Raw genomic sequence first — 19870 nt, forward strand, 5'->3', positions numbered from 1 at the left:
CTAGGCAGGCCGCGTCCGGTCGGGTGCGAACAAGGGCCGCACATGGTGGTAAAGCGCTCGGTACCGCTGCAGACGCTCGTCGAGCACCGCAAAACGTGCGTCATCGGGTTCGCAGCTCGCGAGGACCCGCGGCTTGGTGAGCACGCCGGCCGGCGGCGCACCCGTCGCGAGCCAGCCGAGGCGGGCCGCGCCAAGCGCCGCCGCCGCCTCGCCGCCGAGATGCACACTCACCGGCAGGCGCAGTACATCGGTCACCAGTTGCGCCCAAAGCGGACTACGCGCGCCTCCGCCGATCAGCGACAAACTCTCCGGCATGTCGACCCCGCTTTCACGTAGGGCCAGCAGGCCGTCGGCTGCCCCGAACGCGACGCCTTCGAGCACCGCATACGCGAGCCGCGCGCGATCCGTCTGATGGGTCAGGCCGAAGAACACGCCTTCAGCGTACGCATCGTTGTGCGGCGTGCGCTCCCCCGACAGATAGGGCAGGAAGATCGGCGCCGCTTCGAGCGCTCGCGCATCGAGGGCCGCGACTTCCTGGAGCAAGGTTGCCTCGACGGTCGAGGTCAGCTTGCAAACCCATCGCAGGCAACTCGCCGCGGAGAGCAGCACGCTCACCCTGAGCCAGCGCGCAGGGATCGCATGGCAGAACGCATGGGTCGCAGTCGACGGGCACGGATCGAAACGATCGTCGATGACCGACAAGACCCCCGAAGTCCCGAGCGACAGGAAGGCGTCGCCGCGTTCAGCCGCCCCGACGCCCACCGCGCTCGCGGCATTGTCGCCACCACCGGTCGCGACGACGATGCCCGGTGTCAGACCGAGTTCGGCCGCAACCGAAGGCCGCAGAAAGCCCGCCGGCGCATTGCCGTCGAGCACCGGCGGCACCTGGTTGTGCGACATCCCGCTGGCTTCGAGCAGCAAGTCGGACCACGTGCGCCGCGCCACATCGAGCCACAGCGTCCCGGCCGCGTCGGAGGGATCGGTCGCGCGTTCGCCTGTCAATTGCAGCCGCAGATAGTCCTTCGGCAAGACCACGCACTCGAGCGCTTTGAAGACAGCCGGCTCATGCGCGGCGATCCACATCAGGATCGGCGCGCTGAACCCCGGCATCGGCACGCTGCCTCCGAGCGGCGAGGTCCCGAGCCGCTGCGCGAGCAACGCGCATTCGGCCGCGCTACGCATATCGTTCCAGAGCACGGCGGGCCGCAACACGCGGTCGTCGCGCCCCAGCAGCACGGGCCCATGCATCTGGCCCGAGAGACCGATCGCACGGACGGCCCCGTATTCGAGCGGATGCGCCACGCGCAACGCGGCTAGTGCCTCGAGCGTGCCGCGCCACCAGTCGAGCGGGTCTTGCTCGGCCCAGCGAGGCGCAGGGCGCGATACCGTCAGCGGCGCGCGCGCATGCCCGACTGCCTGCCCGTCATCGGCAAGCAGCAGTACTTTGACTTCGGACGTGCCGAGGTCGATGCCCAGATACATAGAGGTAGCCCAGAACGGAGCAGACCGTAATCTACGCGTGCTCTCCCCTGCTTGCTACCCTCGACGCCACCCACTGATCAATTTTTTCGCTTGCGCCCCGGATCACCTGCTCCAGCCGGACGTCTCCCGCCAGCTTGCCCCACAGCCCGCGATCGGCACAGAAGGCCGCTATCGGGTCGGTAGCCGACAGCATGGCACGTGTCGCGGCCGGGTCGAAGACACCGTCCTGATATTCGTAAGGCAGCTCACCCTTGTCCCAGCGCTGCAGGAAACGCAGGAACAATGCAGGCAGGATCGCCGTCGCGGCAGGCTGCGCACCACGCGCAAGGCAGTCGCGCATCGTCGGCGCGATAAAGCCCGGAATCTTCGAGAAGCCGTCCGCGGCAACACGCTGGTTGGTATCCTGGATATAGGGATTGCCGAAGCGGTCGAGCACGACGTCGCGGTACTTTTCGAGATCGAGCGGACTCGGACTCAGGCTCGGGATCACGTCCTGCGTCACGTAGTCGTAGGTAAACCGCCGGATGTCGGCATCGTGCGTACCTTCATGGATATACCGAAGCCCGACAAGCGTGCCGGCCCAGGCGATGCAGCTATGACTCGCATTGAGGATGCGGATCTTCGCTTCTTCGTACGGCACCACTGACTCGACGAGTTCGGCGCCGACCTTTTCCCAGGCCGGGCGTCCGGCCACGAAGTGGTCTTCGATGACCCACTGGATGAACGACTCGCCCATCACCGGACACGTATCGTCGAAGCCTGTCTCGGCGAGCACACGCTTGCGCACGTCCGGAGAAGGACGGGGCGTGATCCGGTCGACCATCGCGCTCGGCGAGCTCGTGTTCTGATCAACCCATTGCTTGAGTTCCTTCAGCCCGCGCCGATCGAGAAACTCGCTGAAGCCCGCGTGGAAACGTTCACCGTTGCTGCGCAGGTTGTCGCAGCTTTGCAGCGTGACCGCCCCCCCGCCCGCGAGGCGCCGTGCGTCGAGGATCGCCGCAAGTGCGCCGTAGATCGTGGTGCGCCCGCCGGCAAGGTCGGCCGCAAGATCCGGGTACGAGGGATCGAGCCGGTTGTGTTCATCGAGGTAGTAGCCCGCTTCGGTGACCGTGAAAGCGATGATCCGGCAAGCCGGCGAAGCGCCACATTCAATGAGGGAAGCGAGATCGGCCGACCACGGCAGCACACGCCTGATCGAGGTGATCGTCTCGTACTCGCGCTCGCCGGCCGGCGTGACCGTCTCGAGTGTATAGCGGCCGCCCTGCGCGGCGAGCGCTTCGTGCACGGCGTTCATGTCGCTGCGGATATTGCCCGCCGCGATCGACCAGCGCCGGTCTTCGTCGTTGCCGGTCTCGCGCAGCCGGTGCAGGTACCACGCCTGGTGCGCGCGATGAAACGAGCCCGTGCCGATGTGCAGGATGATGTGCTCTTCACTGCCGGGAGAAGAAGTTGCCATAGTACGACCTTGCAATCAGGATAAAAACGAGGGGAGACGCTCAAGCGGGACCGTTCCCGGCAAGCTCATGGGCAAGCCCGCTCATACGGGCTCACCCGACTCACGCACGATCGGGCGCGTTCCTCACGCGACCTGCAACTTCTCGATGAATTTGCGCGGATACGCGCGTCCCTCGGCATCGAACAGGTGGCAATGCTCAGGGGTCGCGCCGAATTTGACCTGAATGCCTTTCTGACGGCGTTCGAGCGGCGGAATCCGTGCGATCAGACCGTCCAGGGCAAGCGGCGACTGCGCGTAGAGATAGGCCGCGTCACCGAGCGATTCGACGGTGAGCACCGTCGCGCGCACGCCATCGTCGAGGCCGTCGACCAGCACGTGCTCGGGCCGAATGCCGACCGTCACCTTGTCGCCGACCTGCGCCCCCGAGCCATCGACCGCCGCATGCTGGACATCGCCCGATTCGTAGCGAACCGTCACGCCGTCGGCCCCGACGGCCGACACGGTTCCGTTGAGCAGGTTCATCTTCGGCGAACCGATAAAGCCCGCGACGAACAAATTGGCCGGTGCGTGATAGAGCATGTCGGGCGTGCCGACCTGCTCGATATTGCCCGCCGAGAGCACGACGATCTTGTCGGCGAGCGTCATGGCCTCGACCTGGTCGTGCGTCACATAGATCATCGTGGTCTTGAGTTCATCATGCAGCCGCGCGAACTCGAGACGCATCTTCACACGCAGTGCCGCGTCGAGATTCGACAGCGGTTCGTCGAACAGGAAGACCTTTGGCTTGCGCGTGATCGCACGGCCGATCGCCACGCGCTGGCGCTGGCCGCCCGAGAGCTGCTTGGGGCGCCGGTCGAGCAGGTGCTCGATATGCAGCGTCTTCGCCGCGCCGCGCACGGCCGCGTCGATCTCGGCCTTTGGGGTATGCGCGAGCTTGAGGCCGAAGGCCATGTTGTCGTACAGCGTCATGTGCGGATAGAGCGCATACGACTGGAACACCATCGCGATGCCGCGCTTGGCCGGCGGCACTTCGTTCACGCGGATCGCGTCGATCTCGAGGTCGCCATCGGTGATGTCCTCGAGGCCCGCGATCATCCGCAGCAAGGTGGACTTGCCGCAGCCGCTCGGCCCGACGAACACCACGAACTCGCCGTCGCCGATCGTCAGGTTGATATTGCGAAGCACATCGACTTCGTCGTACCGCTTTGCAACGTTCTTGAGTATTACGCTTGCCATATCGCCTCCCGGCTAGTTCTGTGTGGCGCGCAGTACGCGCGCCGCGGAGAGTTGCGCAATCATCGCGGGCAGTTCCCGCATGTCTTCGAATACATGAAGGGCGCCGGCCTCCCGGAGCACCCGGACCTGCGCGGCGCTCGAGTGCGCGCCGCCGATATAGCCCAGCACGGGCATGCCCGCGGTCACGGCCGCCGTCACGCCGGTCACGCTGTCCTCGACGACCAGGCAACGCTCGGGCGCGACGCCGAGTTCAGCCGACGCACCCAGATACACATCGGGCGCGGGTTTCGGATGCGGCACCCGGTCCGCGCACCAGAGACGGTTGTCGAAGAATTGCGCGAGGCCCGTGCGCAACAGCGCCGATTCGACATATTCAGTGTGGCTGTTGCTCGCGCAAGCCTTGGGCAACGCGATGCGGTCGAGTGCATCGGCGATGCCGGGCACGGCGGGCGCGAGCACCGCCGCATCTTCGACGCGGCGCCGGATCGCCTCGATGTCACGCTCCGAGAGGATCGCGCCCGCATGCACGGCCATCGCGGCAAGCACCCGCTCGATGCGATGACCGAGCAGCGGCTGCAGGAGCGGCTCGACGTCGAGGTGCGGCCAGCGCCCTTCGAGTTCGTCGACCAGCATCTGCGACGCGACGGCCTCGCTGTCGATCAGCACGCCATCGCAGTCGCAAATCAACGCCTCGAATGCAGGCGTCAGGGCTTCGACATTCATTAACCATCTCCCGAGAGCGGGGCACGCGCGAGACCCGGTTCAACCAGGCCTCGCCCGCATTTCCTGTGGTGCTCGCAGGTGATTGCGGCACTTGCACTTCCGACCAGGCTTCGAACGCAACATCCAACCCGGCCGGCTTCAACGTCTACTTGACCGCACCGAAGGTCAGTCCGCGCACCAACTGCTTCTGCGAAATCCAGCCGATTAGCAGGATCGGTGCAACAGCCAGCAGCGACGCGGCGGACAGCTTCGCCCAGAACAAGCCTTCAGGGCTCGAATACGATGCGATGAACACCGTGAGCGGCGCGGCGTTCGAACTCGACAGGTTGATGCTCCAGAACGCCTCGTTCCACGACAGGATCACGAGCAGCAGACCGGTCGAGGCGATCCCCGGCAGGGCCATCGGCAGCAGCAGGAACACGATCTCCTGCCATGTCACGGCGCCATCGATGCGCCCCGCTTCGAGGATGTCGCGCGGAATTTCGCAGAAGTACGTGTAGGCCATCCATACCGCGATCGGCAGGTTCATCAGCGTATAGACGATGACCAGACCGCTGACCGTGTCGAGCAAGCCGGCGTTCTTCCAGATCAGATAGATCGGAATCAGCACGCCGACCGACGGCATCATCTTCGTCGACAGCATCCACAGCAGAATCTGCTGCGTCTTCTTCGTCGGGAAGAAGGCCATCGCGTAGGCGGCCGGCACGGCGAGGATCAGGCACAGGATGGTGACGCCCAGCGAGATCAGGATCGAGTTCCATGCGAACGCGAAGTAGTTGCTGCGTGCAAACACCTCAGCAAAGCTTTCGAGCGTGGGCCGGAAGAACAGCAAGGTCGAATACGCCTGCCCTTCCGACTTGAATGCGGTGATCGCCATCCAGAAGATCGGGAAGAACAGCAACAGCGCAACGATCCACGCGAAGATCCCCAGCACGCCGTCGGCCAACTTGATCTTTGTCTTGGGCTTGCGGCGCTTGGCCACCTTGGCGCCTGCGCGCACGCCTGGGGGTGCGGTGGCCGGCGTCGCCATGGTGCTCGCAAGCGGACCGTTCGGCGCAGCAGGCGCGCCTGGGAACGCGCCCGCGGAACCCGCGGAACCCGCGGAACTACTGGGCGGCGCGATGGGCGAAGAAGAGGGTTTGGCGGGAGCGGAGTAGCTCATGATTCATACTCCCCTTTCAGGTTGCGCGCGAGCATCCGCACGAGGAAGAACGACACGATGTTCGCCAGCACCACCGCGATGATCCCACCCGCCGACGCAAGGCCGATGTCGAACTGCTGGAGGCCGAGCGAGTAGATCAGGTACGAGAGGTTGGTGGTTGCCGTGCCCGGGCCACCGCCAGTCGTCGTGTAGATTTCCGCGAAGATGGACAGCAGGAAAATCGTCTCCATCATGACGACCACGGTGATCGGTCGTTTCAGATGGGGCAGCGTGATCTTGAAGAACATGGAGAACGCACCCGCGCCGTCGATCTTGGCCGCTTCCTTCTGCTCTTGGTCGAGCGACTGAATCGCCGTGAACAAAATCAGGAAGGCGAATGGCAGCCATTGCCAGGCGACGATCAGGATGATCGAGAACATCGGGAATCGCGCGAACCAGTCGATCGGCTGCAGGCCGACGGCCATCATGCCCCGCGCGATCAGCCCATAGACCGGATGCAGGATCATGTTCTTCCAGATCAACGCGCTCACGGTCGGCATCACGAAGAACGGTGCGATGGCAAGCAGCCGCGCGACACCCTGCCCCGGGAACTGTCGGTCGAACAAGACGGACATCAGCGTGCCGCCAACCACGGTGATCAGCAGCACCGAGACAATCAGGACCATCGTATTGAGGATCGACGGCCAGAAGGCCGGATCACCCGCGAGAAACAGGTAATTCTGGATACCCGCAAAACCCTTCATATCGGGGTTCAGCAGGTTGTAGTTCGACAGCGAGTACCAGATCGTCATCGCGAGCGGCACCGCCATCCAGATCAACAGCAAGGATACCGAGGGCGACATCAGCCAGCGACTTGCGCGGCGTGCCTTGGGGGGGGTGAGGGCCGCGGCGTCGACCACCATCGGACCGGTGGCGAGCGCTGCGCGACGCGAGATCGGATTTGGCATTTTGCTTCGTCTCCTGAAGGCGGACCGCACCAGCGCGTCCACCGAGCGCCGGGCATCGGATCGTCCGATGCCCGGCTCCCTTGCTCCTGTACTTCCGGCTTTCGGGCCTGCTGAGCCTGCTTTTCTTGCCGGCTTTGCTCAGCTCACCGTCCAGCTTACTTCTGATAGCCCGCTTGCTTGACGGCGCGGTTCGCCGTTGCCTGACCTGCGGCCAGTGCCTGGTCGACCGCCATCTGGCCTGCCACCGCACCGGAGATCGATTGACCGACCACCGTGCCGAACGACTGGAACTCCGGAATACCGACGAACTGCACGCCCGTGTACGGCACCTTCTGTGCGGACGGATCGTTCGGGTTGGCGGTTTCGATCGCCTTCAGCACAAAGCTCGCGAACGGCGCAGCAGCCTGGTATTCGGGATTGGTGTAGGTCGACTTACGCGTGCCCGGGGGCACCGATGCCCAGCCTTCATCCTTCGCGACAAGAGCGATGTATTCCTTCGACGTCGCCCATTCGATGAACTTCTTCGCGGCATCCGGCGACTTCGACGTCTTCGGAATCGCGAGCGCCCACGACCACAGCCAATGCGAACCCTTCGCCGTCACTTGTGTCGGTGCGGCTGCGAAGCCAACCGTATCGGCGATCTTCGAGTCCTTCTTGTTATAGAGCATGCCGGCGGCAACCGTCGCATCGATCCACATCGCGCACTTTCCGCCCGACATCAGCGTCAGGTTTTCGTTGAAGCCGTTCGAGCTCGCTCCCGGCGGGCCGTCCTTCTTCAACAGGTCGACGTAGAAGTTGACCGCCTTCTTCCATTCCGGCGAGGTCAGTTGCGCATTCCACTTCTCGTCGAACCAGCGGCCGCCGAACGCGTTGACGAGCGTCGTCACGTACGCCATGTTCTCGCCCCAGCCTGCCTTGCCGCGCAGGCAGATCCCATACTGGCCGTTGGCCTTGTCGGTCAGCTTGTCGGCAAAGTCCTTGATCTGGTCATAGGTCGGTGCATCGGGCATCTTCAGGCCCTTGGCCGCGAAGAGGTCCTTGCGGTAGTAGGTCATCGAGCTTTCGACATAGAACGGCAGCGCAAAGAGCGTGCCGTTATACGACAGGCCGTCGCGCGCACTCTTCACGACGTCGTCGAGATCGTAGTTTGCAGACAGGTTCGTCATCGGCGCGAGCCAGCCGCGCTTGCCCCACTGCGGCGCTTCATACGTGCCGATCATCATCACGTCGAACTGACCGCTGTTGGTCGTGATGTCGGTTGTCGCACGCTGACGCAACACGTTTTCCTCAAGGATCACCCAGTTCAGCTTGATATCCGGATTCTGCTTTTCGAAACCGTCGGCCGAGATCTTCTTGAGCTCGATCATGTCCGGGTTGTTCAGCGTTGCGATGGTGACCGTCGTGGCGGCCTGGGCATTGAACGCCGTGCAGGCGAGCGTTGCGCAGGCTGCCGGGATCAGGGCCTGCCACGGCCGGGAAAAGTATTTCATGTTGCGTCTCCTGAGTGTGCCGGCTTGTTGAACTGCGGTGCCGGATAAGGTGCTGCGTGTTGGCGGGAAAATCGAACAAGAAATTCCGACGCATGATCCAACGCCCGCAATGCGGGCCAAAATCGATCATTTGATCTTGCATTGATCGAATGATCGACAATCGATCGGGTGAAGTCAAGGTCGGGTAAACGCGTTTGCCGGTCGAACACCGCGGAAATCCTTATTAGTTCTAGTTCAGATTTTTGATATGTGCTCGTTGAGTGAGCAATTCACCGTCGGCGGTTAGGACAAGGCGCCGGGGTGCTGCAATGCAGCAGCCCATTATTTCTTCGATGGGTAGGGCTTGAGGATTGGAGATGGGACTTGGCGCCGTCTCATCGGCGAGGCGGGGCAAGACGAGTTGCCCGCCTTTTGGGACACCTCGCCGCGGTTCGTCGGAGAGCACTAAAAAAGGCATACTGAACGCCCGGAACGCGCATCGGGGTTTGCCCTGGGGTTTGCCTTGGGTTTGCCTTGTGCACGGCTGCCACGCGCAAAAACCTGCCGGACCGCCAGACCGAAACCTGACCGAAACGCCATGAAAATCACCAAGCTGACCACTTACCGCCTGCCGCCGCGCTGGATGTTCCTCAAGATCGAAACCGATGAGGGCATCGTCGGCTGGGGCGAACCCGTGATCGAAGGCCGCGCGCGCACCGTCGAGACGGCCGTCGTCGAAATGGGCGAGTCGCTGATTGGGCAAGACCCGTCGCGCATCAACGATATCTGGCAGACGCTGTACCGCTCGAATTTCTATCGCGGCGGCCCGATCCTGATGAGCGCGATCGCCGGTATCGACCAGGCGCTCTGGGACATCAAGGGCAAGGCACTCGGCGTGCCGGTCTACCAGTTGCTCGGCGGTCTCGTGCGCGACAAGATGAAGACCTATAGCTGGGTCGGCGGTGACCGACCGAGCGATATCGTCGAGCAGATGAAAAAGCTCATGGCCGTCGGCTTCGACACCTTCAAGATGAACGGCTGCGAGGAAATGGGCATCGTCGACTCGGCGCGTGCCGTCGATACCGTCGTGAAGAAGATCGGCGAGATTCGCGATGCGCTCGGTAACAGCATCGACTTTGGACTCGACTTCCATGGCCGCGTCTCGGCACCGATGGCCCCCGTGCTGATCAAGGAACTCGAACCGTTCCGCCCCCTGTTCATCGAAGAGCCCGTGCTGGCCGAACAGGCCGAGTACTACCCGCGACTTGCCGAGCGCACCTTCATTCCGATCGCCGCGGGCGAGCGGATGTTCTCGCGCTTCGAGTTCAAGCGTGTTTTCGCGCAGGGCGGCTTGTCGATCGTGCAGCCGGACCTCTCGCATGCCGGCGGCATCACGGAGTGCGTCAAGATCGCCTCGATGGCCGAAGCCTACGATATCGCGCTCGCGCCGCACTGCCCGCTCGGGCCGATCGCGCTGGCTTCATGCCTGCATGTCGACTTCGTCTCGCGCAATGCCGTGCTCCAGGAACAGAGCATGGGAATTCATTACAACCAGGGTGGTGAGGTCAACGACTACGTCCGCAACAAGGACGTGTTCAAGTTCGACAAAGGCCATATCCATGCGATGACCGGCCCCGGCCTCGGCGTCGACATCGACGAGGAAGTCGTGCTCGAACGCAGCCGCAATGCGCCGGACTGGCACAACCCGGTGTGGCGACATCCGGACGGAGCGGTGGCCGAGTGGTAAAAGGCGTTTGCGGCATGGGGGTCGGCGAGAGCGTGGTTTCCTGACCCTCGGAGAGACCGTCGAACGATTGCTGCTGTTTGCGAACGAGGCTGCGCCGCTGGGGCCGCTCGTCAAGGTGGACGACTCACTGCGCGCGCAATTCGGCGATTGTGCCTGTGCCGCAGCACTCAGAGCGCCGGCGCCGGGCGGATTGCCGAGGCGATATCGCGGCTTACCGTGGCAAGCGCCCGGCTCCAGGCCGCCACCAGCGCGCCGTAGCCCGGGCCGGTACACGGCTCGCGCACGGTGGTTCGCCCGGATATCGGCCTGCCTTTTCCGGGCGGCGACACCGACCACATCACATCGACCGTGACTGATTCGCCAGGCACCGCGTCAAAACGTTCCACATCCGTGCGCACCCGAAAGGCCCCGGCCGAATCGCCGGCGATCGGGTAGACGGACACCCGCGGGCTGTTCAGTACCAAGGCGAGATCTCCGGCTATCACACGCGGGATCTGACTCTTCAGTGGCTCCGCCCAACGGGCGAATTCGTCGATATCGACCTGATTGGCGCCCCCGCGAATCACGATCTGCGGCCGGTCGATCAATTCAGGGACAGTCACGGCCCCGACCACCACACTGATCATCTCGGTGGAGCGCGTAGTGTCGGAGGGCGCCTCCACGCTCAAGGTATAAAAATCCGACTTCTGTGAAGCGCAACCGGCGAGCATGGCGACAACCAGCACGATAGCGGGGCGTAAGGATGGGCGTATCACTTCTTTTCCTCCGCCTTGCCGCTGATCAGTGCTTCAGGATGACGTTCGAGATAATCCGCCAGCGTGCGGAAAGCAGCCGCAGTGCGTGCCATCTCCCGCATCGCATCCGCGGTATTGGTCTGAAGCGCGGAATCGGGTTGCAGTGCGGCATTTGCCGCATCGAGCGCGGTTTTCGCAGCAGCCAGCGTCTGCCGCGCCTGCGGAGCGACTTCCGTGTCGAGCTGCTTGATCAGTTTGTTCGCGTCGAGCAGCGTCTGGTGCGCGTCCTTGCCGATCTCCTCGAACGGGATCTTGTTCAGTTTTGCCACGAGACTGGTGACCGACTCCTGCAGCGATTGGAAGCCGCCTGGCACAGTCGGCAATTCAGGCGGATTCTTGCTCCAGTCCATCTTTGCTTTTGCCGAATCAGGGAAAAAATCAAACGCGATATAGAGCTGGCCAGTCAAAAGATTTCCCGTGCGCAACTGTCCGCGCAGGCCGCGGTCGACGAGCCATTGGGCGAGTCCTTGCGGGTCCTTCGTCACCCTGCCGCCAGACTCACCTGCCGCATAGCGTGAGGTAAATCGCTCCGGGTAAAGACGAATCGTGACCGGAATGCTGAATTGCCTGGTAACGGGATCAAACCGTGTGTTGATCGCGGCCACCTCGCCCACACCGATGCCGCGAAAATCGACCGTCGCACCGACTGTCAATCCGCGGACGGACTCCTTGAAGTTCATGACATAGGTATCGACGATGGTGTCGTGGCGCTTCATCGCCTCCACCCGATCGGAGAACAGTTCAAATTCGGTGTGCGCGGCGCTCTCCGGCTGGTCGGCCGTCTCGTCTGGCGTCTGGAACGCGAGGCCACCGATGAGGATGGCCACCAGCGATTCCGTGTTCACCTTCACACCCGTCGCATCGAGCGACACATCGATGCCGCTGGCCTTCCAGAAGCGTGTATCCGCCTTCACGTACTTGTCGTAGGGTGCATTGACAAAGACATGCATCGTCACGCCCTTCCCATTGTCATCGAGCCGGTATGACGTGACCTGCCCCACCTGCAGCCGTCTGTAATAGATGGGGGAGCCGACATCGAGCGAGCCCATGTCTTCCCCCTTCAATATGAACTCGCGGCCCGGCACCCCGCTTGCAAAGACAGGAGGAGATTCCAGGCCGATGTAGTCGTGCCGGGACTTCGTGGAGCTTCCCACGTCCATGCCGATAAAGGATCCCGAAAGCAAGGTACCAATGCCAGACACGGTACCCCCGGAGATGCGGGGCCGCACAACCCAGAAACGCGTGTCGTCCACCAGCAGCGTCGATACGTCCTTGGAAAGTTCGGCGGTAGCGAGAACAGCGCGATGGTTGCTCGACAGGGTGACGCTCTTCACAACGCCGATGTCCACGTCCTTGAATTTGATCTTGGTCTTGCCCGCCTCGAGGCCCTCGCCGGTCTGGAAGGTGATCGTGATCGTCGGCCCCTGCTCCATGACGGCCTTCACGGCCAGCCAGCCGCCGATCAGAACCGCAATGAGCGGCACCAGCCACACGATCTGCACCCGCCAGCGCGAGCGCGGCGTGGTGACGGCGTCGGGCATGTCGGACGACCCGGGCTCGCCCGTGGGTTCAGGCACGATCGACCTCCGTCGCATCCCAGATCAGGCGTGGGTCGAACGACATCGCTGCGCACATCGTCAGCACCACCACCGCGCCAAATGCAATAGCGGCCGGGCCAGCCTGAATAGTCGCGAGCGCATTGAATTGCACGAGTGCAACGAGAATGGTGATGACGTAGATATCGAGCATCGACCAGCGTCCGACAAACTCCACCACCCGATAGATCCGTGTTCTTCCCTGCAAGAGCGACACCGAGCGCCGTTGCGTGGTGATGACGAGGAAAATGAGCGCGATGATCTTGAGCATCGGAACGGCAATACTCGCGATAAACACTACGACCGCAAGGAGCCAGGATCCGGAAGTCCACAGGTAGACAACGCCACTGAGAATCGTGTCCTTTTCCGTGCCGAACAATGAACTGGTATTCATGACCGGCAACACATTTGCGGGAATGTAGAGCACCATCGCAGCAATCAGGAACGCCCACGTGCGCGCCAAGCTCTCCGGCTTGCGCACGTGAAGTCCGGCCCCGCACCGAGGGCAGCGCGCATCGTCATGATGCGTGCCCGACTTCACGAGCAACCCGCAACTGTGGCAGCTGAGCAGCCCGTAACGCATCGCTGTTCGCACAGACGGCGCCGCCAACTCACCGGTATTCGCCGCGCCACGATGAGCGGCTTCCACACGCTGCCAGAGCGCGCGTGGATCGAATGCCGCACTGGCTGCGGCAAGCAGCAGCATGAGTGCTCCAAACGACCAGAGCGCCACGCCCGGGACCACGCTCGCTATGTGAGCCAGCTTCACAAGCGCCACCAACATGCCGAGAATCAGGACCTCAGTCATGCCCCATGGCCGCGCCAGATGCAGTAGGCGAACGAAGATGTCATACCGGTACGGCAGCCGGCGGAGCTGGAGTGGAACCAGTAGATGGATCATGGCTGCCATCTGCAGCAGTGGCATCAGGAACGTCGTCACGAACACGAGCCCCGCGAGTGGCCACATGCCGTCCCTGTACAACACACGGACAGCGCCCAGCAAAGTCGTCTGGACCAGATCGCCGTTGACAGCGAGGCCAACGATCGGAAACACATTGCCGATCACGAAAAGCACCATCGATGCAAACGTCAAGGCCAACGGGCGGTCAACGCCATCCGGATGCGCGCGACCGAGCTCCGCCCGGCATCGGCGACAGCGCAGCACCCCACCGGGTGACAGTGGCACTTCATATTGCAGCAGATCGCATTCGTGGCAGGCGACGAGAGGCATGCTGGCGTTCATCGCGGCTGCTCCGTGACCGCGGTGCCGGCCTGGGGTCCCGAAGCGCCTTGCTGAGCCACGGGAGCGGTCATGTGCTCGGCCTCGATCACCCAACCGCCCCCCATCGCCTTATACAAACCGATCAGCGAGCTGAACACCACGCCGTTGGTCTGCGTGTAGCTCAATTGCGCGTTGAACAGGCTGCGCTCGGCGTCCAGTACCTCGATATAGCTTGTGTACCCGCCTTCGTAGCGCAGCCTCGCGAGCCGTGAATACGTGCGCAACGCGTCCACCTGACGTCCCTGGATCACGAGTTGCTCACGCGACTTCTGCAGCGCGATCAGCGCATCGGCGACCTCCTGAAATGCCACTTGAATCGCCTGCTGGTACTGGAGCAGCGCCTGTTGCTGTTGCGCTTCCGCCTGCCGCACCTGGCCGCTGATATTGCCCGCGGTAAAGATTGGCACGGTGAGCGAGCCGGCATACGACCAGATCCGCGCCGGCCCGGTAAACAGCTTCGAGAGCTGGCTGCTCTCCGTGCCCAGGAGACCCGTCAGCGATATCGTGGGAAAGTACAGTGCGCGCGCAGCGCCGATCAGTGCATTGGCGGCGACCAGGTTCTGTTCGGCCTCGCGAAGATCGGGGCGTCGCTCGAGCAGATCGGATGGCAACGCCATCGGCACTTCAGGCACGGCCAGTTCCGTCAATTCACGTCCACGCAAAATAGGCCCGGGGTTGCGGCCGAGCAGTACTGAAAGCGCATCTTCCTGCTGGGCGATCTGTGTCTCGATCTGCGGAATCGTCGCGAGCGACGCTTCATATTCCGACTGGCTCTGCGCGAGTTCCATCTGTGACACGTCGCCACCCGAGAACCGTGCCTGGAACACTTCCACCGAACCCGCGCGACTCTGCGTCGTCGCCTTGGCGATCGAGAGTTGCTGGTCAAGATCGCGCAGATTGATGTACGACGAAGCCACCGAGGCAACCAGTGACATGATCGTCGCGCGACGGCCCTCCTCGCTCGCCAACAGGCTCGCACGGGCGGATTCCGTTTGGCGCCGCAACTTGCCGAACAGGTCGATCTCCCACGCGGCCGACAGCGATAACTGGAAGTCGTTGAACACCGCCCCACTCACGGCCGGCGGCCGGATCAGGCCAACCCCTGACACACGCTGGCGCGAGGCGTCGAACCCGGCACCGACCTGCGGAAACAACAACGAGCGTGTCGTATCGAATTGACCCAGAAACTGGTCGATGCGAGCCGCGGCGATCTTCACATCCCAGTTGTTGGCGAGCGCGGCGGCTATGAGATCGTTCAGTACGGGGTCCTGGAACTGCTCCCACCAGGCGGTATTGGCGACATCGTTCAATTCGTCGGCTGCGAACCGGTAGGTTGCGGGCGTGGCAACGCTCGGCCGCACATAGTCGGGACCGAGCAGACAACCGCCAAGCCCGGCTGTCACAAGCAGGATGGCGACCAGGGGCAAGTGGCGGACCGGGGCGCGCATGTCATGAATCCTCATGCGGCGCGGACGGCTTGACCGTCGGTCCGCCCGGCCCCGGCTGCGCAACGGCTGCCGGTTCGCCGCCTGCCGGTCCGCCGGTGGTCGGCCCTGGCGTCTTCTTGCCGCCGGTGCGTTCGGACATCGACTCGAGCACATAGAAGAACATCGGGATGAAGAACACGGCAATCACCGTCGCGCCGAGCATCCCGCCGATCACGCCCGTGCCGATCGAATGCCGGCTGTTCGCCGAGGCCCCGGTGGCGATGGCAAGCGGGACGCAACCAAGGATGAACGCGAGCGACGTCATCACGATCGGTCGTAGCCGCTCAGTCGCCGCCGTGACGGCCGAGTCGTACACCGACTGGCCCGACTCACGGTTCAACACCGCAAACTCGAAGATCAGGATCGCATTCTTCGCAGCCAGCGCAACCAGCATCGTCAGACCGATCTGGAAGTACACGTCGTTTTCCAGCCCGCGCAGCATGATCGCGAGCAGCGCGCCAAAGAGCGCGAAGGGCACTGCCATCAACACCCCCACCGGCAGACTCCACTTCTCATATTGCGCGGCGAGAATGAGGAAGACCATCACGAGCCCGAAGACAAACACCAGCCCCGAGGTACCACCGGACTGCCGCGCCTCATAGGCCTCACCGCTCCACCCGATGCCATAGTCCTGGGGCATGACCTGCGTGGCCGCTTCTTCGAGCGCCGTGATGACCTGACCGGAGCTATAGCCAGGCGCGCCATTGGCCGTGATCTTCACAGCCGGAAAGTTGTTGAAGCGCGTGACGAGATCGGGCCCGGTGACGAAGCGCGACGTGACCACGGCTTTCAGCGGCACCATGCTGCCCGTCCTGCTGCGCACGAAAATCTGGTCGAGGTCCTTCGGGGCGAGCCGGTAAGTCGGCTCCGCCTGCAGGATGACCTGCCAGAGCCGGCTCGAACGGTTGAACTGCGAGACGTACAGCGAACCGAACATCGTCTGCATCGCGCTATACACTTCCTCGATCGGCACGCCGAGTGTTTCGGATTTGTCCCGATCGACGTTGACAAGCAACTGCTGGGACGAGGCATTGAAAGTCGAAGTCACACGCGCGAGTTCGGGGCGCTTGGCCGCCTCGGCCTGGAATCTCTGCACCACGTCGGCCAGCTGCGCGGTGGTCGCATCGCCCTTGCTCTGAATCCACATCTCGGTGCCGCCCGTCGTCCCAAGCCCCGGAATCGACGGCGGATTGACCGGCAGGATGATCCCCTCCTTTACCGTCGACAGGTGCCGGTACGCATCGATCAACACCGCCCGCGCATTCTGCGTTCTGATGTTGGCCCACTTGTAGCGTTCATCGAAACTCTTGAAGCCGATAAAGAACGTGCTCGCGTTGTTCTTGTTCTGACTGTCGAGCAGGCTGTAGCCATCGACGATCGTCACGCTGCCTACCGCTTCCTGCTTCATGAAGTAGTCGGTGACCTCTTTCGACACGTCACCTGTTCGATCGAGACTCGCGGCATCGGGCATGATGATCGCGCCGAGCAGGTAGCCCTGATCTTCGGGAGGCAGGAACGATGTCGGTATCGTGCGCATCATCATGACTGCGAGTGCGATCATGCCGGCAAACAGGAAGAGTGCGATCACAAACCGCTTGATCACGAGCTTGACCGCGTTCGTGTAGCCGTGTGTCATGCCCTCGAATTTCTTGTCGAACCATCGGAAGAAGCCGCGCTTTTCATGATGCCCTGGCTTGAGCAGCAAGGCCGCCAGCGCCGGCGAAAGCGTGAGCGCGACGACGCCCGAGAGGACCACTGAAATCGCGATCGTAATGGCGAACTGCTTGTACAGTTGGCCCGTGATGCCGCCGAGAAACGCGACCGGTACAAATACGGCGCACAAGACGAGCACGATCGCGATAACCGGGCCCGACACTTCATCCATTGCGCGCCGGGCGGCGTCAGCCGGACTCAGCTTGTGGACATTCATGTTCCGCTCGACGTTCTCGATCACCACGATCGCATCGTCCACCACGATGCCGATCGCGAGCACCATCCCGAACAACGTCAACATGTTGATCGAGAAGCCGAGCGCGAGCATGCCCATGAACGTGCCCATGATCGATACCGGTACCGCCAGCACCGGAATCAGCGTCGCGCGCAGGCTCTGCAGGAACACGAATACCACGATCACGACCAGCACGAGCGCTTCGAAAAATGTGTGCACGACATCCGAGATCGACACACGCGTGAACTCCGTCGTGTCCATTGCGATGCTGTACTCGAGCCCTTCAGGAAACGATTTCTTCATTTCTTCGAGTGTCGCGCGCACCTGCTTGGACACATCGAGTGCGTTCGCGCCCGGCTGCTGATAGACGGCGAGCACCGTTGCCGGCTTGCCTTGAAAACGGCTGCGAATCGAGTAGTCCTTCTGCCCGAGCTCGGCTCGGCCAACGTCCTTGAGGCGCACGATGGCCGCGCCGCCGCTGGCTGCGCGAACAATAATGTCCTCGAATTCGGCCGGCTCGCTGAGCCGCCCTGTCGTCGTCACCGCGAAGGATTGCTCGACCGGCGAACCGGTTGGCGACTGCCCGATGCGACCGACAGCGAACTGCTGGTTCTGATTGGCGACGACCCTTTGCACGTCGCCCGCCGTGATCCCCAGTTGCGCCATGCGATCGGGCTTGAGCCAGATCCGCATCGCGTAGTCCGGCGTGCCGAAGATGCTCGACTGATTCGCTCCAGGCACACGCTTGAGTGCATCGAGCACATAGATGTTCGCGTAGTTCGCGATATAGGTTGCATCGTAGCGGTTGGTGGGCGAATAGATCGCAATCACCATCATGAACGCCGACGACTTCTTCTGCACCTGGATACCCTGCGCCTGCACCGACGAAGGTAACTGCGGCAAAGCGAGATTGACACGGTTCTGCACATCCACCTGTGCGAGTTCCGGATTGGTGCCGATCTGGAAGAACGCGTTGACTGTCAGATTGCCCGTCGATGAACTCGACGAGTTCATGTAGATCATGTTGTCCGCGCCGTTCACCTGCTGCTCGATCGGCGCGGCGACGTTGTTGGCTACCACGTCGGCGCTCGCACCCGGATAGGTGGCGGAGATCGTGATCTGCGGTGGCGTGATGTCCGGATACTGCGCGATCGGCAGATTCAACATCGCGACGGCGCCGCCTAGCGTGATCACGATCGAAATGACCGTTGCGAAGATCGGACGGTCGATACAGTAACGGGAGAGGCTCATGTCGCTCGCCTGTTCAATTCGCCGCGACGTTGGACGAACCGGACGCAGGAGCCGTCCCGCCCGGCGTCGGTTCGGAAACGGGGCGCGGCGCCGCCGCCCCCACGATCTTCAGCGGTGTGTCGGCGACAACACGAAGGGAACCGTCGACGACAATCCGCTCTCCCGCTTGCAAGCCCTGGGTGATGAACCAGTCGTCGCCGTGCCACTCCCCTGTTTCGACGACGCGCTGGTGTGCCTTCGAGTTGTTGTCGACGACCCACACGAAGTGACTCTTGGCGCCCTGCAGAACGGCCCGTTGCGGCACGAGGATCGCGTTCACGCGCACCGCACCGGCAACACGCGCGCGCACGAACTGGCCCGGCCGCAGGCTATCGTCCGGATTCGCGAACACGGCGCGCACGAGGAACGTGCCGGTTTCCGAACTGAAGGCCGGATTGGCGAAATTGATGCGACCGCGGGAGGGAAACACCGTGCCGTCGGCGAGCACGAGCGTGACCTCGAAGTCATTGTTCGCGGGGAAGCGCAATCGACCTTTGTTGACCTGGTCGCGATACCCGAGCATCTCGTTTTCCGAGATGCTGAAATTGACCCACATGGGATCGAGTTGGTAGATCGACGTGAGCCATCCCGTTGCGGACGCAGTCACATAGCTGCCGTCCTGCTGTCGAGCGAAGCTCGACAGGCCCTTGAGCGGTGACTTGATCGTCGTATAGCTGAGATTCAGCTGCGCGACCTGCACCTGCCCTTTCGCCGCAATCACTGCCGCTTCCGCCTCCTTCTCCCTGCCCCTCGCGTCGTCGAGATCTTTCTGACTCACTGCATTCTGTGCGACAAGCGGAATCACGCGCGCCAGGTTTTCCTTGGTCACGCCGAGCCGTGCCTGCTGCTGCGCGAGTTCACCCTTCGCGGTCTGCAGTGCGGCTTCGAACGGCTTGGGGTCCATTAGAAAGAGCGTCTGCCCGACGTGGACCATTTGACCTTCGGTATAGACGCGGCGGTCGAGAAAGCCATCGACTCGCGCGCGAATCTCGACTTCCCGGGAACTTTGCGTTTGTGCGGTAAATTCAAATTCGACGGGCGTGTCACGTTGCGTGATCTGCATCACGGTGACTTCCATGGGCGGTGGCGCGGGTAGTGCAGCCGGCTTGTTGCAGGCGACGCACACCGGCATCAATGCGCACATGGCGAAAAGCCAGCGAGGCACGTCGCGCGGCGCGGGCATCGCATTGAGGTCATCGCGTAACTGCGGCAACTGTTTCATGTGAACATCCACGCTTGCACGTTTCATTGG

The 19870-nt window shown here is 62.7% G+C and carries 14 protein-coding genes; 1 reads left to right on the forward strand and 13 read right to left on the reverse strand.

Annotated elements, in window-relative coordinates; translation table 11 throughout:
- The 7 genes from xylB to HV670_RS01035 all read right to left on the reverse strand — a co-directional run bounded on the left by xylB (window position 1) and on the right by HV670_RS01035 (window position 8496).
- Window positions 1–1482, reverse strand: coding sequence for a xylulokinase (xylB, locus tag HV670_RS01005; protein WP_175102759.1), 1482 nt, complete (start codon window positions 1480–1482; stop codon window positions 1–3).
- A gap of 31 nt (window positions 1483–1513) precedes the next feature.
- Window positions 1514–2938 (reverse strand): D-arabinitol 4-dehydrogenase, encoded by a 1425-nt coding sequence (gene dalD / locus HV670_RS01010; protein WP_175102760.1) that lies wholly within the window; start codon window positions 2936–2938, stop codon window positions 1514–1516.
- Between the two features lie 123 nt (window positions 2939–3061).
- Entirely contained in the window at window positions 3062–4174 is a 1113-nt protein-coding gene (locus HV670_RS01015) for an ABC transporter ATP-binding protein (protein WP_175102761.1), read from the reverse strand.
- Window positions 4175–4186: 12 nt separating this feature from the next.
- Complete coding sequence (locus HV670_RS01020) at window positions 4187–4897, reverse strand: HAD family hydrolase (protein WP_175102762.1); 711 nt, start codon at window positions 4895–4897, stop codon at window positions 4187–4189.
- 145 nt (window positions 4898–5042) lie between these two features.
- On the reverse strand, window positions 5043–5927 hold the full coding sequence (locus HV670_RS01025) for a carbohydrate ABC transporter permease (RefSeq protein ID WP_175102987.1): 885 nt from the start codon (window positions 5925–5927) through the stop codon (window positions 5043–5045).
- A 128-nt stretch (window positions 5928–6055) separates the two neighbouring features.
- Entirely contained in the window at window positions 6056–6961 is a 906-nt protein-coding gene (locus HV670_RS01030) for a carbohydrate ABC transporter permease (protein WP_246256900.1), read from the reverse strand.
- A gap of 200 nt (window positions 6962–7161) precedes the next feature.
- Window positions 7162–8496 (reverse strand): ABC transporter substrate-binding protein, encoded by a 1335-nt coding sequence (locus tag HV670_RS01035; RefSeq protein WP_175102764.1) that lies wholly within the window; start codon window positions 8494–8496, stop codon window positions 7162–7164.
- A gap of 577 nt (window positions 8497–9073) precedes the next feature.
- Between HV670_RS01035 and dgoD the strand changes: the two genes are divergently transcribed.
- Entirely contained in the window at window positions 9074–10222 is a 1149-nt protein-coding gene (dgoD, locus tag HV670_RS01040) for a galactonate dehydratase (protein WP_175102765.1), read from the forward strand.
- Window positions 10223–10389: 167 nt separating this feature from the next.
- Here dgoD and HV670_RS01045 read toward each other — a convergent pair whose 3' ends face one another.
- The 6 genes from HV670_RS01045 to HV670_RS01070 are packed head-to-tail and all read right to left on the reverse strand — an operon-like array spanning window position 10390 to window position 19750.
- Window positions 10390–10947, reverse strand: coding sequence for a PqiC family protein (locus HV670_RS01045; protein WP_343054281.1), 558 nt, complete (start codon window positions 10945–10947; stop codon window positions 10390–10392).
- 26 nt (window positions 10948–10973) lie between these two features.
- Window positions 10974–12611 carry a PqiB family protein gene (locus HV670_RS01050; RefSeq protein WP_175102766.1) on the reverse strand — a complete coding sequence of 546 codons (1638 nt, stop codon included), beginning with the start codon at window positions 12609–12611 and terminating at the stop codon, window positions 10974–10976.
- On the reverse strand, window positions 12586–13854 hold the full coding sequence (locus HV670_RS01055) for a paraquat-inducible protein A (RefSeq protein WP_175102767.1): 1269 nt from the start codon (window positions 13852–13854) through the stop codon (window positions 12586–12588). The genes HV670_RS01050 and HV670_RS01055 overlap by 26 nt, the downstream gene beginning before the upstream one ends.
- The gene (locus HV670_RS01060; protein WP_175102768.1) at window positions 13851–15341 is read right to left on the reverse strand and encodes an efflux transporter outer membrane subunit; all 1491 of its coding nucleotides are present in this window, start codon (window positions 15339–15341) and stop codon (window positions 13851–13853) included. Before HV670_RS01060 ends, HV670_RS01055 begins: the two co-directional genes overlap by 4 nt.
- A 1-nt stretch (window position 15342) precedes the next feature.
- Entirely contained in the window at window positions 15343–18579 is a 3237-nt protein-coding gene (locus HV670_RS01065) for an efflux RND transporter permease subunit (protein ID WP_175102769.1), read from the reverse strand.
- A gap of 13 nt (window positions 18580–18592) precedes the next feature.
- The gene (locus HV670_RS01070) at window positions 18593–19750 is read right to left on the reverse strand and encodes an efflux RND transporter periplasmic adaptor subunit (protein WP_246256904.1); all 1158 of its coding nucleotides are present in this window, start codon (window positions 19748–19750) and stop codon (window positions 18593–18595) included.
- Window positions 19751–19870: the final 120 nt, after the last annotated feature.

This window comes from Pararobbsia alpina (genome assembly GCF_902859895.1).
GTDB classification, from domain to species: domain Bacteria; phylum Pseudomonadota; class Gammaproteobacteria; order Burkholderiales; family Burkholderiaceae; genus Pararobbsia; species Pararobbsia alpina.